10 protein-coding genes and 1 pseudogene are annotated in these 13,330 nt (G+C 65.2%); 5 read left to right on the top strand and 6 right to left on the bottom strand.

All coding sequences use genetic code 11. From position 1 onward, the window contains the following. Positions 1–8: 8 nt before the first annotated feature. From LDJ84_RS30845 to LDJ84_RS02320, 4 genes and pseudogenes are all read left to right on the top strand, one after another. Positions 9–881: a methyl-accepting chemotaxis protein gene (locus LDJ84_RS30845; protein WP_374701924.1), complete on the top strand. Its 873-nt coding sequence runs from the start codon at positions 9–11 to the stop codon at positions 879–881. 464 nt (positions 882–1,345) lie between these two features. After that, positions 1,346–2,386: pseudogene (locus LDJ84_RS30840) on the top strand (methyl-accepting chemotaxis protein); the annotation flags it as partial. Between the two features lie 33 nt (positions 2,387–2,419). Then, a complete protein-coding gene (locus tag LDJ84_RS30835; RefSeq protein ID WP_374701923.1) occupies positions 2,420–3,292 on the top strand; it encodes a methyl-accepting chemotaxis protein in 873 nt (290 codons plus the stop codon). A 94-nt stretch (positions 3,293–3,386) separates the two neighbouring features. Beyond that, positions 3,387–3,815, top strand: a complete 429-nt coding sequence (locus LDJ84_RS02320; RefSeq protein WP_024766223.1) for a UPF0158 family protein — start codon at positions 3,387–3,389, stop codon at positions 3,813–3,815. Positions 3,816–3,973: 158 nt separating this feature from the next. Here LDJ84_RS02320 and LDJ84_RS02315 read toward each other — a convergent pair whose 3' ends face one another. The 3 genes from LDJ84_RS02315 to mexA are packed head-to-tail and all read right to left on the bottom strand — an operon-like array spanning position 3,974 to position 9,749. Next, positions 3,974–5,431 (bottom strand): AdeC/AdeK/OprM family multidrug efflux complex outer membrane factor, encoded by a 1,458-nt coding sequence (locus LDJ84_RS02315; RefSeq protein ID WP_065086252.1) that lies wholly within the window; start codon positions 5,429–5,431, stop codon positions 3,974–3,976. A 1-nt stretch (position 5,432) separates the two neighbouring features. After that, complete coding sequence (locus LDJ84_RS02310; protein WP_024766224.1) at positions 5,433–8,576, bottom strand: efflux RND transporter permease subunit; 3,144 nt, start codon at positions 8,574–8,576, stop codon at positions 5,433–5,435. Between the two features lie 15 nt (positions 8,577–8,591). Next, positions 8,592–9,749 (bottom strand): multidrug efflux RND transporter periplasmic adaptor subunit MexA, encoded by a 1,158-nt coding sequence (mexA, locus tag LDJ84_RS02305; RefSeq protein ID WP_038803498.1) that lies wholly within the window; start codon positions 9,747–9,749, stop codon positions 8,592–8,594. 270 nt (positions 9,750–10,019) lie between these two features. On the opposite strand from mexA, the gene LDJ84_RS02300 reads away from it, so the two are divergent. Then, the gene (locus LDJ84_RS02300) at positions 10,020–10,454 is read left to right on the top strand and encodes a MarR family winged helix-turn-helix transcriptional regulator (RefSeq protein WP_037013774.1); all 435 of its coding nucleotides are present in this window, start codon (positions 10,020–10,022) and stop codon (positions 10,452–10,454) included. A gap of 51 nt (positions 10,455–10,505) precedes the next feature. Here LDJ84_RS02300 and LDJ84_RS02295 read toward each other — a convergent pair whose 3' ends face one another. The 3 genes from LDJ84_RS02295 to LDJ84_RS02285 all read right to left on the bottom strand — a co-directional run bounded on the left by LDJ84_RS02295 (position 10,506) and on the right by LDJ84_RS02285 (position 13,328). After that, complete coding sequence (locus LDJ84_RS02295; RefSeq protein WP_017520144.1) at positions 10,506–11,081, bottom strand: YceI family protein; 576 nt, start codon at positions 11,079–11,081, stop codon at positions 10,506–10,508. A 28-nt stretch (positions 11,082–11,109) separates the two neighbouring features. Continuing rightward, positions 11,110–11,664 carry a cytochrome b gene (locus LDJ84_RS02290; protein ID WP_037013760.1) on the bottom strand — a complete coding sequence of 185 codons (555 nt, stop codon included), beginning with the start codon at positions 11,662–11,664 and terminating at the stop codon, positions 11,110–11,112. Between the two features lie 176 nt (positions 11,665–11,840). Beyond that, positions 11,841–13,328, bottom strand: a complete 1,488-nt coding sequence (locus tag LDJ84_RS02285; RefSeq protein ID WP_024766227.1) for a flavin monoamine oxidase family protein — start codon at positions 13,326–13,328, stop codon at positions 11,841–11,843. Between the last annotated feature and the right edge of the window lie 2 nt (positions 13,329–13,330).

Genomic DNA, 13,330 nt, shown 5'->3' with positions numbered 1-13,330 from the left:
AGAAGAGCATGCAGCGCATGAACCTGTCCCTGCGCGAGCTGATCAGCCATATCCATGACGGCGTGACGCAAATTGCCAGCGCCGCCGAGGAACTATCCGCGGTGACCGAGCAGACCAGCGCCGGGGTGAACAACCAGAAGACCGAGACCGACCAGGTCGCCACCGCCATGAACGAAATGGCCGCCACCGTGCAGGAAGTCGCGCGCAACGCCGAGGAGGCTTCCGAGGCTGCCTCCGCCGCCGACCGCCAGGCCCGCGACGGCGAAGGCGCGGTGAACGAAGCGGTGAACCAGATGGACCGCCTGGCCGGCGAAGTCGGCCGCACCAACGAGTCGGTGCTCAAGCTCAAGCGCGAAAGCGAAAAGATCGGCAGCGTACTGGACGTGATCAAGGCGGTGGCCGAACAGACCAACCTGCTGGCGCTCAACGCCGCCATCGAAGCCGCCCGCGCCGGCGACGCCGGGCGTGGTTTCGCCGTGGTGGCCGACGAGGTGCGTGGTCTCGCGCAGCGTACCCAGTCCTCCACCGAGGAGATCGAGGAGCTGATCGCCGGCCTGCAGAGCGGCACCCAGCAGGCCGTGCAGATGATGGAAACCAGCCGCGACCTGACCGTCAGCACCGTCGACCTGACCCGCCGCGCTGGCGAGCGCCTGGGCGCCATCACCCGCACCGTGTCGACCATCCAGTCGATGAACCAGCAGATCGCCGCCGCTTCCGAGCAACAGAGTGCGGTGGCCGAGGAGATCAACCGCAGCGTGATGAACGTGCGCGACATCTCCGAGCAGACCGCCGCCGCCAGCGAGGAAACCGCCGCCTCCAGCGTCGAGCTGGCGCGGCTGGGCAACGAGCTGCAAGTGCTGGTCAGCCGCTTCCGCGTCTGATCCTTCCGTGATGGAAAGGCCCGCGCAATGCGGGCCTTTTTGTTTCTCCAGACCGGACATCGGCACTGGTACTTCCCCCTCACCCCAGCCCTCTCCCAGAGGGAGAGGGAGCCATCCGTGCCGGCTGATGCAACGGTTTCACCCTTCACCGTACGGTCCCCTCTCCCTTTGGGAGAGGATTAGGGTGAGGGCATTCCAATGCACGGATTCCACCTATAGGAGCGAGCTTGCTCGCGAACAAACCCCGCTCCGGGATCGGTTCGCGAGCAAGCTCGCCCCTACAAGAGCTCTCGCGCCACGCGAGAAACCCCGCGACGAATTCGCGCCTTCAGTTTCTGTAGCTCCCGCCGATAGCCTCTGACGCACGAAGATGCGTCCCGACAATTCCACCTCGCCTCCGATCTTTTGTTGTTGCCTGCCACGGGCCGTCGATCCCGTGGCGACGCCTGCCTGGAGTATTCGACATGTACGATTGGCTAGTAGTAGAGCTGGGACGTCTCAACGTCAGCCTCAAGCTGGTGGTGGGCTTCGGCATCCTCCTCTTCCTCACCCTGCTGGTGCTGCTCAGCGGCCTGCACAGCCTGAGCAACCAGGCCAAGCGCGGCCAGCAGATGGCGACCATCACCGAACTCAACGACCTCAGCCAGCAGGCCAACCTCGCCCGCCTGCAGTTCGAACTGGGCGGCGACCGCAGCCAGGCCGAGCGCGTCGAGCAGCACAGCACGAAGATGCTGGAGCTGATCGAGCAGCGCCTGAAAGGCAGCGATATCGATGCCAGACAACTGAGCGCCGCACGCCAGGCGGTGAGCGAATACCGCGAAGCTTTCAGCGCCCTGACCCGCGCCGTGGACCAGCGCACTCAGGCCCGCAGCACGCTGGTAGGCAGTGCGCAGAGCGCCCTGCAGGCCTTCGAGGCACTGGACAAGCAGCTCTTCGACCTGCTCGCCGAGCAACCCGGCGATAGCCAGTTGCTGCACAGCGCCCAGGCCGTCGGCCAACTGCACCAGCAACTGCTGGTGGTGCGCTACCAGGTGCGCGGCTACGTCTTCGAGCAGTCCGCCAATGCCGAACAGGCCGCCTTCGCCGCCTTCGACAAGCTGCGCGACACCGGCTCCGCGCTGCAGAACCAGTTACCAGCCATCGCCGCCGACGGTCTGAGTACGGCCCTGAAAGACCTGCAGAACTACCGCAGCGGCATCGAACACTTCCGCGACGGCGTCAACGCCACGCTGCAAGCACGCAAGGGCCTGAACGGCGCCAGCGAAGCGCTGCTCGCAGCCGCCACCCACCTTTACGACGACACCCTCGCGCGCAACGACGCCGAGACCGCCGCCGCCAGGACCCGGCAGATTCTCATCGCCATCCTGGCGCTCGCCTTCGGCATGCTGTCGGGCTGGGCCATCAACCGCCAGATCGTCCGCCCGCTGCATGAGGCGCTGGAGCTGGCCGAGCGCATTGCCCAGGGCAACCTGTCCCAGGGCCTTTCCCGTGACCTCAACCTGCAGCGCAGCGACGAGCTGGGCCAATTGCAGCGCGTGATGATGCGCATGCGCGAAAGCCTGTCGCAGCTGCTCGGCCACATCGGCGGCAGCGTCAGCCAACTGGCCACCGCCGCTGACGAACTCTCCGCCGTCACCGAGCAGACCCGCGCCGGGGTGAACAGCCAGCGCGTGGAAACCGAGCAGGTCGCCAGCGCCATCCACGAAATGGCCGCTACCGTGCAGGAAGTCGCGCGCAACGCCGAGCAGGCCTCCGCCGCTGCACAACAGGCCGACCAGCAAGCGCGCCAGGGCGACCAGGTGGTACAGGATGCGGTGAACCAGATCGACCGCCTGGCCATCGAAGTGGATCGCTCCGCCGAGGCCATGGAGCTGCTGCGCAAGGAAAGCGAAAAGATCGGCAGCGTGCTGGATGTGATCAAGTCGGTTGCCGAGCAGACCAACCTGCTGGCGCTCAACGCCGCCATCGAGGCCGCCCGTGCCGGCGAGGCCGGGCGTGGATTCGCCGTGGTCGCCGACGAGGTGCGCGGCCTGGCCCAGCGCACCCAGTCCTCCACCGCCGAGATCGAAGGCCTGATCGCCGGCCTGCAACGCGGCGCCCAGGAAGCGGTGACGCGCATGGACGACAGCCGCCGCCTGACCGGCAGTTCGGTGGAACTGACCCGCCGCGCCGGCGAGGCGTTGGGCGTGATCGCCCGCACCGTGGCCGACATCCAGGGCATGAACCTGCAGATCGCCTCCGCCGCCGAGGAGCAGAGCAGCGTCGCCGAGGAGATCAACCGCAGCGTGGTGCAGGTGCGCGAGATCGCCGACCAGTCGGCTGCCGCCAGCGAACAGACTGCCAGTTCCAGCACCGAATTGGCGCGCCTGGGCAACGAGCTGCAGCTGCAGGTAGGGCGCTTCCGCCTGTGAGGCCTCGGCTGGCCGGTGCGTCCGCACCGGCCAGCGGGACAATTGTCATGCGCATGGCGTAGGATCGGTCACTCGCCATATAGGGAGAGTGACCATGCGCCCGCTGACCATCGACCTCGACGAACTCGCCTTCGCGCTCGACACCCAGGGTATCGATCACTACCTCGACCTGTTCAGCGGCCAGGTGCTGCTGATTCCCGAAGAAGACCCCGATCCCGAACTGGCCGAATTGCTGCACCGCGAGCCGGAACGCCTGCTGCCCATCGAACCGCTGAGCAGCGGCCAGTCGCTGGAGCTGATGCGCGAGTTCCTCCGCGAAGTGCCACAGCCGCACGCCTATTCCGCCCTGGCCAACGCCATCGAGGGGCGCAAGCCGTTCAAGGCTTTCCGTCATGTGCTGATGGGTTATCCCGAGCTGCTGCAGGCCTGGTATGTCTACCAGGGTGAGCGACTGCGCGAGTGCGCGCTGGATTGGCTGGCAGACAACCAGATCCAGCCGGCCGCTCAAGGCGCGATGCTGTAGCCCGCGGGTTCGCGAGCAAGCTCGCTCCCATGGCAAGCAACCTTTGGCCGGTTGACTAGGAGCGGGCTTCGTCCGTGATCGGCCACGCCCACGCAGCGGACCATGCCCCGCCGCCCAAACAGAAACGCCGCCCCAAGGGGCGGCGTTTCTGTTCTCGATCAGAACAACCGGCCTTCGGGGGCCTCGCTGGAGATCGGCTTGGCCTGAGCTGCCGTGGCCTGCCAGCCGCCGCCGAGGGCCTTGTACAGGTTGACCTCGCTGGTCAGCTGATTGAGGCGGTCGGAGATCAGCTGTTGCTGGGCACTGAACAGCGAGCGTTGCGCATCGAGCAGGGTGAGGTAGTTGTCCACACCGGTGCGGTAGCGCTTGTCGGCCAGGCGGTAGTACTCGCTGCTGGCGTCCACCAGCGCGCGCTGCGCCTGCAGTTGCTCGTTGAAGGTGCCACGGGCGGCAAGACCATCCGCCACCTCGGAGAACGCAGTCTGAATGGCTTTCTCGTACTGCGCGACGTTGATGTCCTTCTGCACCTTGGCCAGGTCCAGGCTCGCGCGCAGGCTGCCGGCGTTGAAGATCGGCAGGCTGATCGACGGCTTGAACAGCCAGGTACCGGAACCGCCGTCGAACAGGCCACCGAGGTCCGGGCTGATGGTGCCGGCGTTGGCGGTCAGGCTGACGTTCGGGAAGAACGCCGCGCGCGCCGCGCCGATGTTGGCGTTGGCCGCCTTGAGCTGGTGCTCCGCCTGGAGGATGTCCGGGCGGCGCTGCAGCAGGTCGGAGGGCAGGCCCGCCGGCACGGTGGCCAGCAGTTCATCACCCAGGCCACGGCCTTGCGGCAGGTCCGCCGGCAGGCCGGAACCGAGCAGCAGCACCAGGGCATTCTGGTCCTGCGCCACCAGGCGGGTGTATTGCGCCAGAGTCGCCCGTGCGCTTTCCACCGAGGTCTGCGCCTGGCGCAGGTCCAGCGCCGAGGCGACACCGACGTCGTAGCTGCGCTTGGTCAGGTCGTAGCTCTTCTGATAGGTGCCGAGGGTGTCGCGGGTCAGCTGCAACTGGGCCTGGTCGGCGCGCAGCGTCAGGTAGGCGTTGGCGACGTTGGCCACCAGGCTGGTCTGGGTGCTGCGACGCGCCTCTTCGGTGGCGAAGTACTGCTCCAGCGCCTGATCACGCAGGGCGCGCAGGCGGCCGAACAGGTCGATTTCCCAGGACGTGATGCCCAAGGTCGCACCGTACTGGCTGCTGATCATCGAACTGCCGGTCTGCGACAGGTCCGCCGGCAGGCGCTGGCGCGAGCCGTCGAAGCTGGCATCCACCGCCGGGAACAGGTCGGCCCGCTGGATGCGGTACTGCGCCCGGTAAGCTTCGATGTTCAGCGCGGCGACGCGCAGGTCGCGGTTGTTTTCCAGCGACACTTCGACCAGTCGCTGCAGTTGCGGGTCCTTGAAGAACTCGCGCCAGCCGATGTCGGCGCCGGCGTTGGCCGGTTGCGCCGCATCGTAGGCATCGCCCTGCGGGTAAGCCGCGGCCACGGGCGCCTCGGGGCGCTCGTAATCGGGGATCAGCGAGCAGCCGGACAACACACCGGCTGCTATCGCAAGGGACAGTAAGGACTTTCTCATATCAATGCCCCTTCTCGGTGGCTTCCTGTTCCTTGGACAGCTTGTCCTTGAACAGGGTACTGACCACCACATAGAACAGCGGTACCCAGAAGATCGCGAGGATGGTCGCGGTGATCATGCCGCCGATCACGCCGGTACCGATCGCGTGCTGGCTGCCGGAGCCTGCACCGGTGGAGATCGCCAGCGGCAACACGCCGAGGACGAACGCCAGGGAGGTCATGACGATCGGGCGCAGACGCATCCGGCACGCCTCGATGGCGGCCGCGACGATGGGCTTGCCCTCGCGCTCGTGCAGCTCCTTGGCGAATTCCACGATGAGGATCGCGTTCTTTGCCGACAGGCCGATGGTCGTCAACAGGCCCACCTGGAAGAACACGTCGTTGGACAGGCCGCGCATGGACGTCGCCAGCAGCGCACCGATGACGCCCAGCGGCACCACCAGCATCACCGAGAACGGGATCGACCAGCTTTCATACAGTGCCGCCAGGCAGAGGAACACCACGATCAGCGACAGGGCATAGAGCGCCGGAGCCTGCGAGCCGGACAGGCGTTCCTCGTAGGACAGACCGGTCCAGGAGTAGCCGACGCCCTTGGGCAACTGCTTGACCATCTCCTCGACCGCGGCCATCGCCTCACCAGTGGAGCGGCCCGGGGCCGGCTCACCGAGGACTTCCATGGCCGGGACGCCGTTGTAGCGCGCCAGTTTCGGCGAGCCATAGCTCCATTCGCCGGTGGCGAAGGCGCTGAACGGCACCATCTCCCCGGAGCTGTTGCGCACGTACCACTTGTCCAGGTCTTCCGGGCTCATCCGCGAATTCGGGCGGCCTTGCAGGTAGACCTTCTTCACCCGACCGCGGTCGATGAAGTCGTTGACGTAGTTCGAGCCCCAGGCAATCGACACGGTGGTGTTGATGTCCGCCAACGAGACGCCCAGCGCACTGGCCTTCTCGTCGTCGATCAGCAGCTTGTACTGCGGCTCGTCGTTCAGGCCGTTGGGGCGCACGCGCTGCAGAGCAGGGTTCTGCGAGGCCATGCCGAGGAACTGGTTGCGCGCCTGCATCAGCACTTCATGGCCGACGCCAGCTTGGTCCTGGAGGAAGATGTCGAAGCCCACGGCGTTACCCAGTTCGAGTACCGCCGGCGGGGCGAAGGCGAACACCATCGCATCCTTGAAGCTGAAGAAGTGCATCTGCGCACGCTGGGCCAGCGCGAACACGCTGTTCTCCGCGCCCGGACGCTCTTCCCAGGGCTTGAGCATGATGAACGCCATGCCCGAGCTCTGGCCACGGCCGGCGAAGTTGAAGCCGGTCACGGTGAACACCGAGGCCACCGAGCTGCTTTCCTTCTCCAGCAGGTACTCGCGCATCGAGTCCACCACCACCTGGGTGCGCTCGGCGGACGAACCGGCCGGGGTCTGCACCTGGGCGAACAGCACGCCCTGGTCCTCGTCGGGGAGGAACGCCGTGGGAATGCGGGTGAACAGGTAGACCATGCCACCGAGGATCAGCACGTACATCAGCAGGTACGGCATGCGGTGATTGAGGATCGAGGTGACGCCGCGCTCGTAGCCATGGGTGGTGGCGAGGAACTTGCGGTTGAACCAGCCGAAGAAGCCGCGCTTGTGCTCGCCATGGTCGCCCTTCTCGATGGGCTTGAGCATGGTGGCGCAGAGCGCCGGGGTGAGGATCAGCGCCACGATCACCGACAGGGCCATGGCCGAGACGATGGTGATGGAGAACTGCCGGTAGATCACCCCGGTGGAGCCGCCGAAGAAGGCCATCGGCAGGAATACCGCCGACAGCACCATGGCGATACCGACCAGCGCGCCCTGGATCTGGCCCATGGACTTGCGCGCCGCCTCGCGGGGCGACAGACCTTCCTCGGCCATCACCCGCTCGACGTTTTCCACCACCACGATGGCGTCGTCCACCAACAGGCCGATCGCCAGCACCATGCCGAACATGGTCAGGGTGTTGATCGAGAAGCCGAAGGCGGCAAGTACGCCGAAGGTGCCCAGCAGCACCACCGGCACGGCGATCGTCGGGATCAGCGTGGCGCGGAAGTTCTGCAGGAACAGGTACATCACCAGGAACACCAGCAGGATCGCTTCGCCCAGGGTCTTCACCACCTCATGGATGGAGGCGGAGACCACCGGGGTGGTGTCGTAGGGGTAGACGATCTTCATGCCCTGCGGGAAGAACGGCTCCAGCGTGGCCAGGGTGGCGCGGATCGACTTGGCGGTGTCCAGCGCGTTGGCGCCGGTGGCCAGCTTGATCGCGATACCGGAGGCCGGCTTGCCGTTGAACTGGGCGTTGATGCTGTAGTCCTGGCCGCCCAGGGCCACGTCGGCAACGTCCTTCAGGCGAACCTGGGAACCGTCGGCGTTGACCTTGAGGAGGATTTCCTTGAACTGCTCGGCGCTCTGCAGGCGGGTCTTGCCGATGATCGTGGCGTTGAGCTGCTGGCCCTTGACCGCGGGCAGGCCGCCCAGCTGGCCGGAGGAAATCTGCACGTTCTGCGCCTGGATCGCCGTCTTCACGTCGCCCGGAGTCATCTGGAAGCTGTTGAGCTTCGCCGGGTCCAGCCAGATACGCATGGCGTACTGCGAACCGAACACCTGGAAGTCGCCCACACCGGCAGTCCGCGACAGCGGGTCCTGGATGTTGGAGACGATGTAGTTCGACAGGTCTTCCTTGGTCATGCTGCCGTCTTCGGAGACGACGCCGACCACCATCAGGAAGTTCTTCACCGCCTTGGTCACGCGGATGCCCTGCTGCTGTACTTCCTGCGGCAGGAGCGGGGTGGCCAGCTGCAACTTGTTCTGCACCTGGACCTGGGCGATGTCAGGGCTGGTGCCCTGGTCGAAGGTCACGGTGATGGTCATGCTGCCGTCGGAGTTGGACTCCGAGGAGATGTAGCGCAGATGGTCGAGACCGTTCATCTGCTGCTCGATCACCTGCACCACGGTGTCCTGCACCGTCTCGGCGGAAGCGCCCGGGTAGCTCACCTGGATGGCGATGGCCGGCGGGGCGATAGCCGGGTACTGGTTCACCGGCAACTTGAGGATCGACAGACCGCCCGCCAGCATGATCACCAGGGCGATTACCCAGGCGAAAATGGGCCGGTCAATGAAAAACTTCGACATGACGAATCCCCTTGATTAACCCTGCTTGGCCGGTTCAGCGGCGGCGGGCTTGTCGGCGGCACCAGCGGTGGGCGCCACGTTCTTCGCGGGTACGGCCTTGGCCTGGGCGCCCGGCTGGACGTACTGCAGGCCTTCGGTGATCAGGCGGTCGCCGGGCTTGAGGCCATCGCTGACCAGCCAGTAGGCGCCAACGGTGCGCTCGGCCTTGATGGTGCGCAGCTCGACCTTGTCTTCGCCATTGAGCACCAGGGCAGTCGCCATGCCACGGAAGTCACGGGTGACGCCCTGCTGCGGCGCGAGGATGGCCTGCTTCTTGATGCCCTCCTCCAGCTGCGCATGGACGAACATGCCCGGCAGCAGTTCCTTCTTCGGGTTGGGGAAGATGGCGCGCACGGTCACCGAGCCGGTGCCCTGGTCGACCGAAACCTCGGAGAACTCCAGCTTGCCCTCGATGGGGTATTCGGAGCCGTCTTCCAGGTACAGCTTGACCTTGGCGGCATTGTCGCCGGCCTTCTCCAGTTGCCCGGCGGCCATCTCGCGGCGCAGGCGGATCAGCGCGGTGGAAGACTGCGTGACGTCGACGTAGATCGGGTCCAGTTGCTGCACGGTAGCCAGCGCGGTGGCCTGACCGTTCTGCACCAGGGCGCCCTCGGTCACGCTGGAGCGGCCGATGCGGCCGGAAATCGGCGAATACACCTTGGTGTAGCGCACGTTGATCTTGGCGGTGTCGACGGTGGCCTTGGCCTGCAGATAGGCGGCCTGGGCGTCGGCGTATTGCTGCTTGCTCACCGCCTCGTCTTTCACCAGTTCCTTGTAGCGCTCGGCCTGCTGCTGGGTGGACACCAGGTTGGCCTGGGCGCTCTGCAGGGTCGCGTCATAGGTGGCCGGGTCGATCTGGTACAGCTGCTGGCCTTCCTTGACGTCGCTGCCTTCCTTGAACAGGCGCTTGAGGATGATGCCGTTCACCTGCGGGCGAACTTCGGCGATGCGATACGCAGTGGTGCGACCCGGCAGTTCGGTGCTCAGGGTCACTTCCTGCGGCTGCAGGGTTACCACACCGACTTCGGGGATCTGCTTCTCCTGCGGGGCCTGGGCTTTGTCGCAGCCGGCAAGAGTGGCCATGGCGACGAGCAGGGCCGGGACCAGGGCGCGCATGGCTGGCTTTCGTTGCATATCGTTGTCCTCGTGAGCAAAGCATCCGGTTTGGCTGTGGGCTTGCCGGTCCGGAAAAGCTGGCAAAAATACTTACATTCAGCTGTGTTTGTAAACGTCCGAAAGCCCTGAGGGAAAACTACTGAAACGTTTTAGCCAAAGGCCGATATCGCAGTAGGTTTCCCGCAAGGCAGTCGCGGCGACGAACAAAGTTGATAACATCAACTAAAATACGAAAAAATGGTTGAGCTGATCAACCTGATTTACACAAGGTTTACCGTGACCGAGCCGATGACCCATACCCTGAATCCCGACCTGCCACAGACCCTGATGAAGGTGCTCGATCATTTGCGTGAGAGCCTCCAGGACGAACTGTGCGCCGAGGGCATCGACCTCACCCCGCCGGACATCCGCCTGCTCGAGCTGATCGGCGCCGATGCGGGCCAGAGCCTGCAGAGCCTGGGGCGCAAGATGTGCCGCGACAAGGCGCTGGTGACCCGCAAGATCCGTGAAATGGAGACGCTCGGCCTGGTTCGCCGCGAGCGCAACCCGGACGATCAGCGCAGCTTCCAGCTGTTCCTCACCGAGGCCGGGAGCCGCATCGACGAGCGCACCCAGGCCATCCTCGCACGAACCCATGACAGTCTGTTCGCGCCGCTGGACGACGAAGAACAGCGCACCCTCACCCAGCTGCTGCGGCAATGCCTGCAAGGCCGGGGAGACTAGGGCCACAAACGAAAACGCCGGCATTCGCCGGCGTTTTCGCAGTCCTGCGTCTTACTGACGCACCCCTTCGACCGACAGGGTCAGCTCGACTTCCTGGGAAGCCGGGCCGAGGTCGCGCTGGATATTGAAGTCCTTCAGCTTGAGGGTGGTGGTGCCGAGGAAGCCGGCGCGGTAGCCGCCCCACGGATCATCGCCCTGGCCGATCAGTTCAGCCTTGATGGTGACCGGCTTGGTCACGCCATTGAGGGTCAAGTTGCCGGTGATCTCGGCATTCTTGCCATCAGCCTTCACGGCGGTGGATTCGAAGGTTGCAGTCGGGTTCTTCGAGACGTTGAGGAAGTCCGGGCTGCGCAGGTGCTTGTCACGCTCGGCGTGGTTGGAGTTCACGCTGTTGGTGTTGATGGTCACCTTGACCTTGTCGGCGGACGGGTTCTTCTCGTCGAAGGTGAAGGCACCGTCGAAATCGTCGAAGCGGCCGTACAGCCAGCTGTAACCCAGGTGCTTGATGCGGAATTCGATGAAGGCATGCTGGCCTTCCTTGTCGATCTTGTAGTCCGCGGCCATGGCCTGGCCAGCGGAGAACAGTGCGGTACCCAGCGCCAGCGCGGCGAACGTCTTCTTCAGCATTGAAGCAATCTCCCTTTGAGGTGAGGTGTTATTTCGCGGCACGACCGAGCATGCGCACCAGCGTGGCATCGCGGTCGAGGAAATGGTGTTTGAACGCCGCCAGGGCGTGCAGCACGGCCAGGACGACCAGGGCCCAGGCCAGGTACAGGTGGATCGCACCGGCGATGTCGGCCTGGTCGGTGATGCCGCTCAGGGTGGCGGGCACGTCGAACCAGCCGAACACGCTGATGGGTTTGCCTTCGGCGGTGGAGATCAGGTAGCCGGCGATGATCACGGCGAACAGCAGCGCGTAGAGCGCCAGGTGGCCGAGCTTGGTGGCCAGGCGGGTGAGATTGCCGTGGTTGGCCGGGGTCGGCGGCGACGGGCTGATGAAGCGCCAGAGCACACGCACGATCAGGGCGATGGCCAGCAGGATGCCGATGCTTTTGTGGATTTCCGGGGCGCGGTGGTACCAGGTGTCGTAGTAGTCCAGCTCACGCATCCACAGGCCCAGGCCGAACAGGCCGAAGACCACCAGCGCGCTGCCCCAGTGCAGGAACAGGCTGACCAGTCCGTAGCGTGCGGGGGAATTACGCCATTGCATCGATACACATCCTTGAAAACGGGAATTCAAGACTAGCGGCTAATCCATCGAAGAAAAGCAGAAAAATCTGCTTTGAAACATCGACTGACAAGATAGGTCATCTCCTGAAACGGCCGTGCCAGAGCCAGAAACGACAATGCCGGCTTTCGCCGGCATTGTGGATGGAGCGCGCTGGATCAGAACGGCAGCCAGGACATGATGCCCTTCTTCTCGCCTTTCTCGGCCGGCTTGTCGCTGGCCGCCGGCTTGTTGTCGGCAACCAGTGCCGCACCTTCGAGCACCGGAGTCTTGCCGGCGTACAGGTCGCGGACCTGGCTGGCGGCGCGCTTGCCGCTGCGCAGGGCGCCTTCGATGGTGCCCGGATAGAGCGCGTCGGTGTGCTCGCCGGCGAAGGCGACGCGGGAAACCGGGGTTTCCCAGACGCGCCAGAAGCGGCTGATCTGGCCCGGACCATAGGCCAGGTAGGAGCCGCCGGTTCCGACGTCGGTGCTGTAGCGGCGCATTTCATAGCCGTCGTATGCGCCGCGCATCTTCGGGTAGTACTTGTTCATGCGGATCAGCACCTGCTCCGACAGCTGGCGGTCACCGAAGGCCTGCATCACGCGGGCATTGTCGCCGGACAGGTTGATCAGCACGTTGGCGCCGCCCTTGGTCGCGGGCTCGACCCAGATCATGCCCAGGCCCTGGTCGCTGTAGATCTCGCCGGACAGGCGCGACTTGTCGTCCCACACCGGGCGCTTGAACTTCATCAGGATCTGGTCGCGCCAGCCGTAGTTGGTGCCCTTGAGCGCCGCCAGCTGCTTCTCGTTCAGGCCCGGGGTCAGGGTGATATTGCCCAGGGCGCGCAGCGGTACGGCCAGTACCAGGTAGTCGGCGCTGTAGCCGGTGGGGCCGACCTTGACGGTCACGCCGTCCTTGTCCTGGCTGATCGCGGTGACCTTGGCGTTGGTCTTGATGGTCTTGATCTGCTTGACGAAGGCCTGGGCCAGCACCTGGCTGCCGCCGGGCAGGCGTGCCGCGCGCAGATCACGGTCGTCGACGCCGCGGTACACACGGCCCTGCTGGGCGAGGTAGAGCAGCGACAGGCGCGACGGTTCGTCGTAATGCGAACGGATGCGCTGGTTGACCAGCAGGCGCGCGGTCGGCGACAGGTTCAGCTTGTCCAGCCAGCGTGCGGCGGTGAGCTGATCGAGGGCGAACAGAGTCTTGTTCGCCAGCGGGTTGAGCGGGTCGTCGATCGAGGCGGACAGATCGTTCAGCGACTTCTCGAAGCGCTCGAGGTCCGCGGCGACGGCCGGCATCTTGGTCTTCAGGTCGGCGCTGCTGTAGTAGAGGCCGTCGATCAGGTAGCTCGGGGTACGGACGAATTCCGGCGCCGGCACCGAGTTCACTTTCAGGGTGTCCAGGTAGCCGTTGAGGGTCGGCTGGGCCTTCTTGTTGCCGATCCACTCGCTGGTGGCCAGGCCCGAGCGGCCACCCACCTGCGGCTTGGCTTCCAGCAGGGTCACCTGCCAGCCCGCCTGCTGCAGCTCGTAGGCCGCGGAGAGGCCGGCGAGTCCGCCGCCGACCACGATGGCGGTCGGTTGTTTGTCCTTGCCCAGCGCCACTACGCTGAACACGCCCAGAGCGAGCAGCGCGGCAGCGCGCAGCCATCCCATTTTCATCG

Origin of the sequence: Pseudomonas sp. HS-18, assembly GCF_020401845.1 — a bacterium.
GTDB lineage: Bacteria > Pseudomonadota > Gammaproteobacteria > Pseudomonadales > Pseudomonadaceae > Pseudomonas > Pseudomonas nitroreducens.
The sequence above is the reverse complement of the archived record's forward strand: the minus strand, read 5'-3'. Positions and strand labels throughout refer to the sequence as shown.

Coding starts and splice junctions, on each gene's coding strand:
- LDJ84_RS30845 (WP_374701924.1), top strand. CDS start 9: ATGCAGCGCATGAACCTGTCCCTGCGCGAGCTGATCAGCCATATCCAT.
- LDJ84_RS30835 (WP_374701923.1), top strand. CDS start 2,420: ATGATGCGCATGCGCGAAAGCCTGTCGCAGCTGCTCGGCCACATCGGC.
- LDJ84_RS02320 (WP_024766223.1), top strand. CDS start 3,387: ATGCGCCCGCTGACCATCGACCTCGACGAACTCGCCTTCGCGCTCGAC.
- LDJ84_RS02315 (WP_065086252.1), bottom strand. CDS start 5,431: ATGAGAAAGTCCTTACTGTCCCTTGCGATAGCAGCCGGTGTGTTGTCC.
- LDJ84_RS02310 (WP_024766224.1), bottom strand. CDS start 8,576: ATGTCGAAGTTTTTCATTGACCGGCCCATTTTCGCCTGGGTAATCGCC.
- mexA (WP_038803498.1), bottom strand. CDS start 9,749: ATGCAACGAAAGCCAGCCATGCGCGCCCTGGTCCCGGCCCTGCTCGTC.
- LDJ84_RS02300 (WP_037013774.1), top strand. CDS start 10,020: ATGACCCATACCCTGAATCCCGACCTGCCACAGACCCTGATGAAGGTG.
- LDJ84_RS02295 (WP_017520144.1), bottom strand. CDS start 11,081: ATGCTGAAGAAGACGTTCGCCGCGCTGGCGCTGGGTACCGCACTGTTC.
- LDJ84_RS02290 (WP_037013760.1), bottom strand. CDS start 11,664: ATGCAATGGCGTAATTCCCCCGCACGCTACGGACTGGTCAGCCTGTTC.
- LDJ84_RS02285 (WP_024766227.1), bottom strand. CDS start 13,328: ATGAAAATGGGATGGCTGCGCGCTGCCGCGCTGCTCGCTCTGGGCGTG.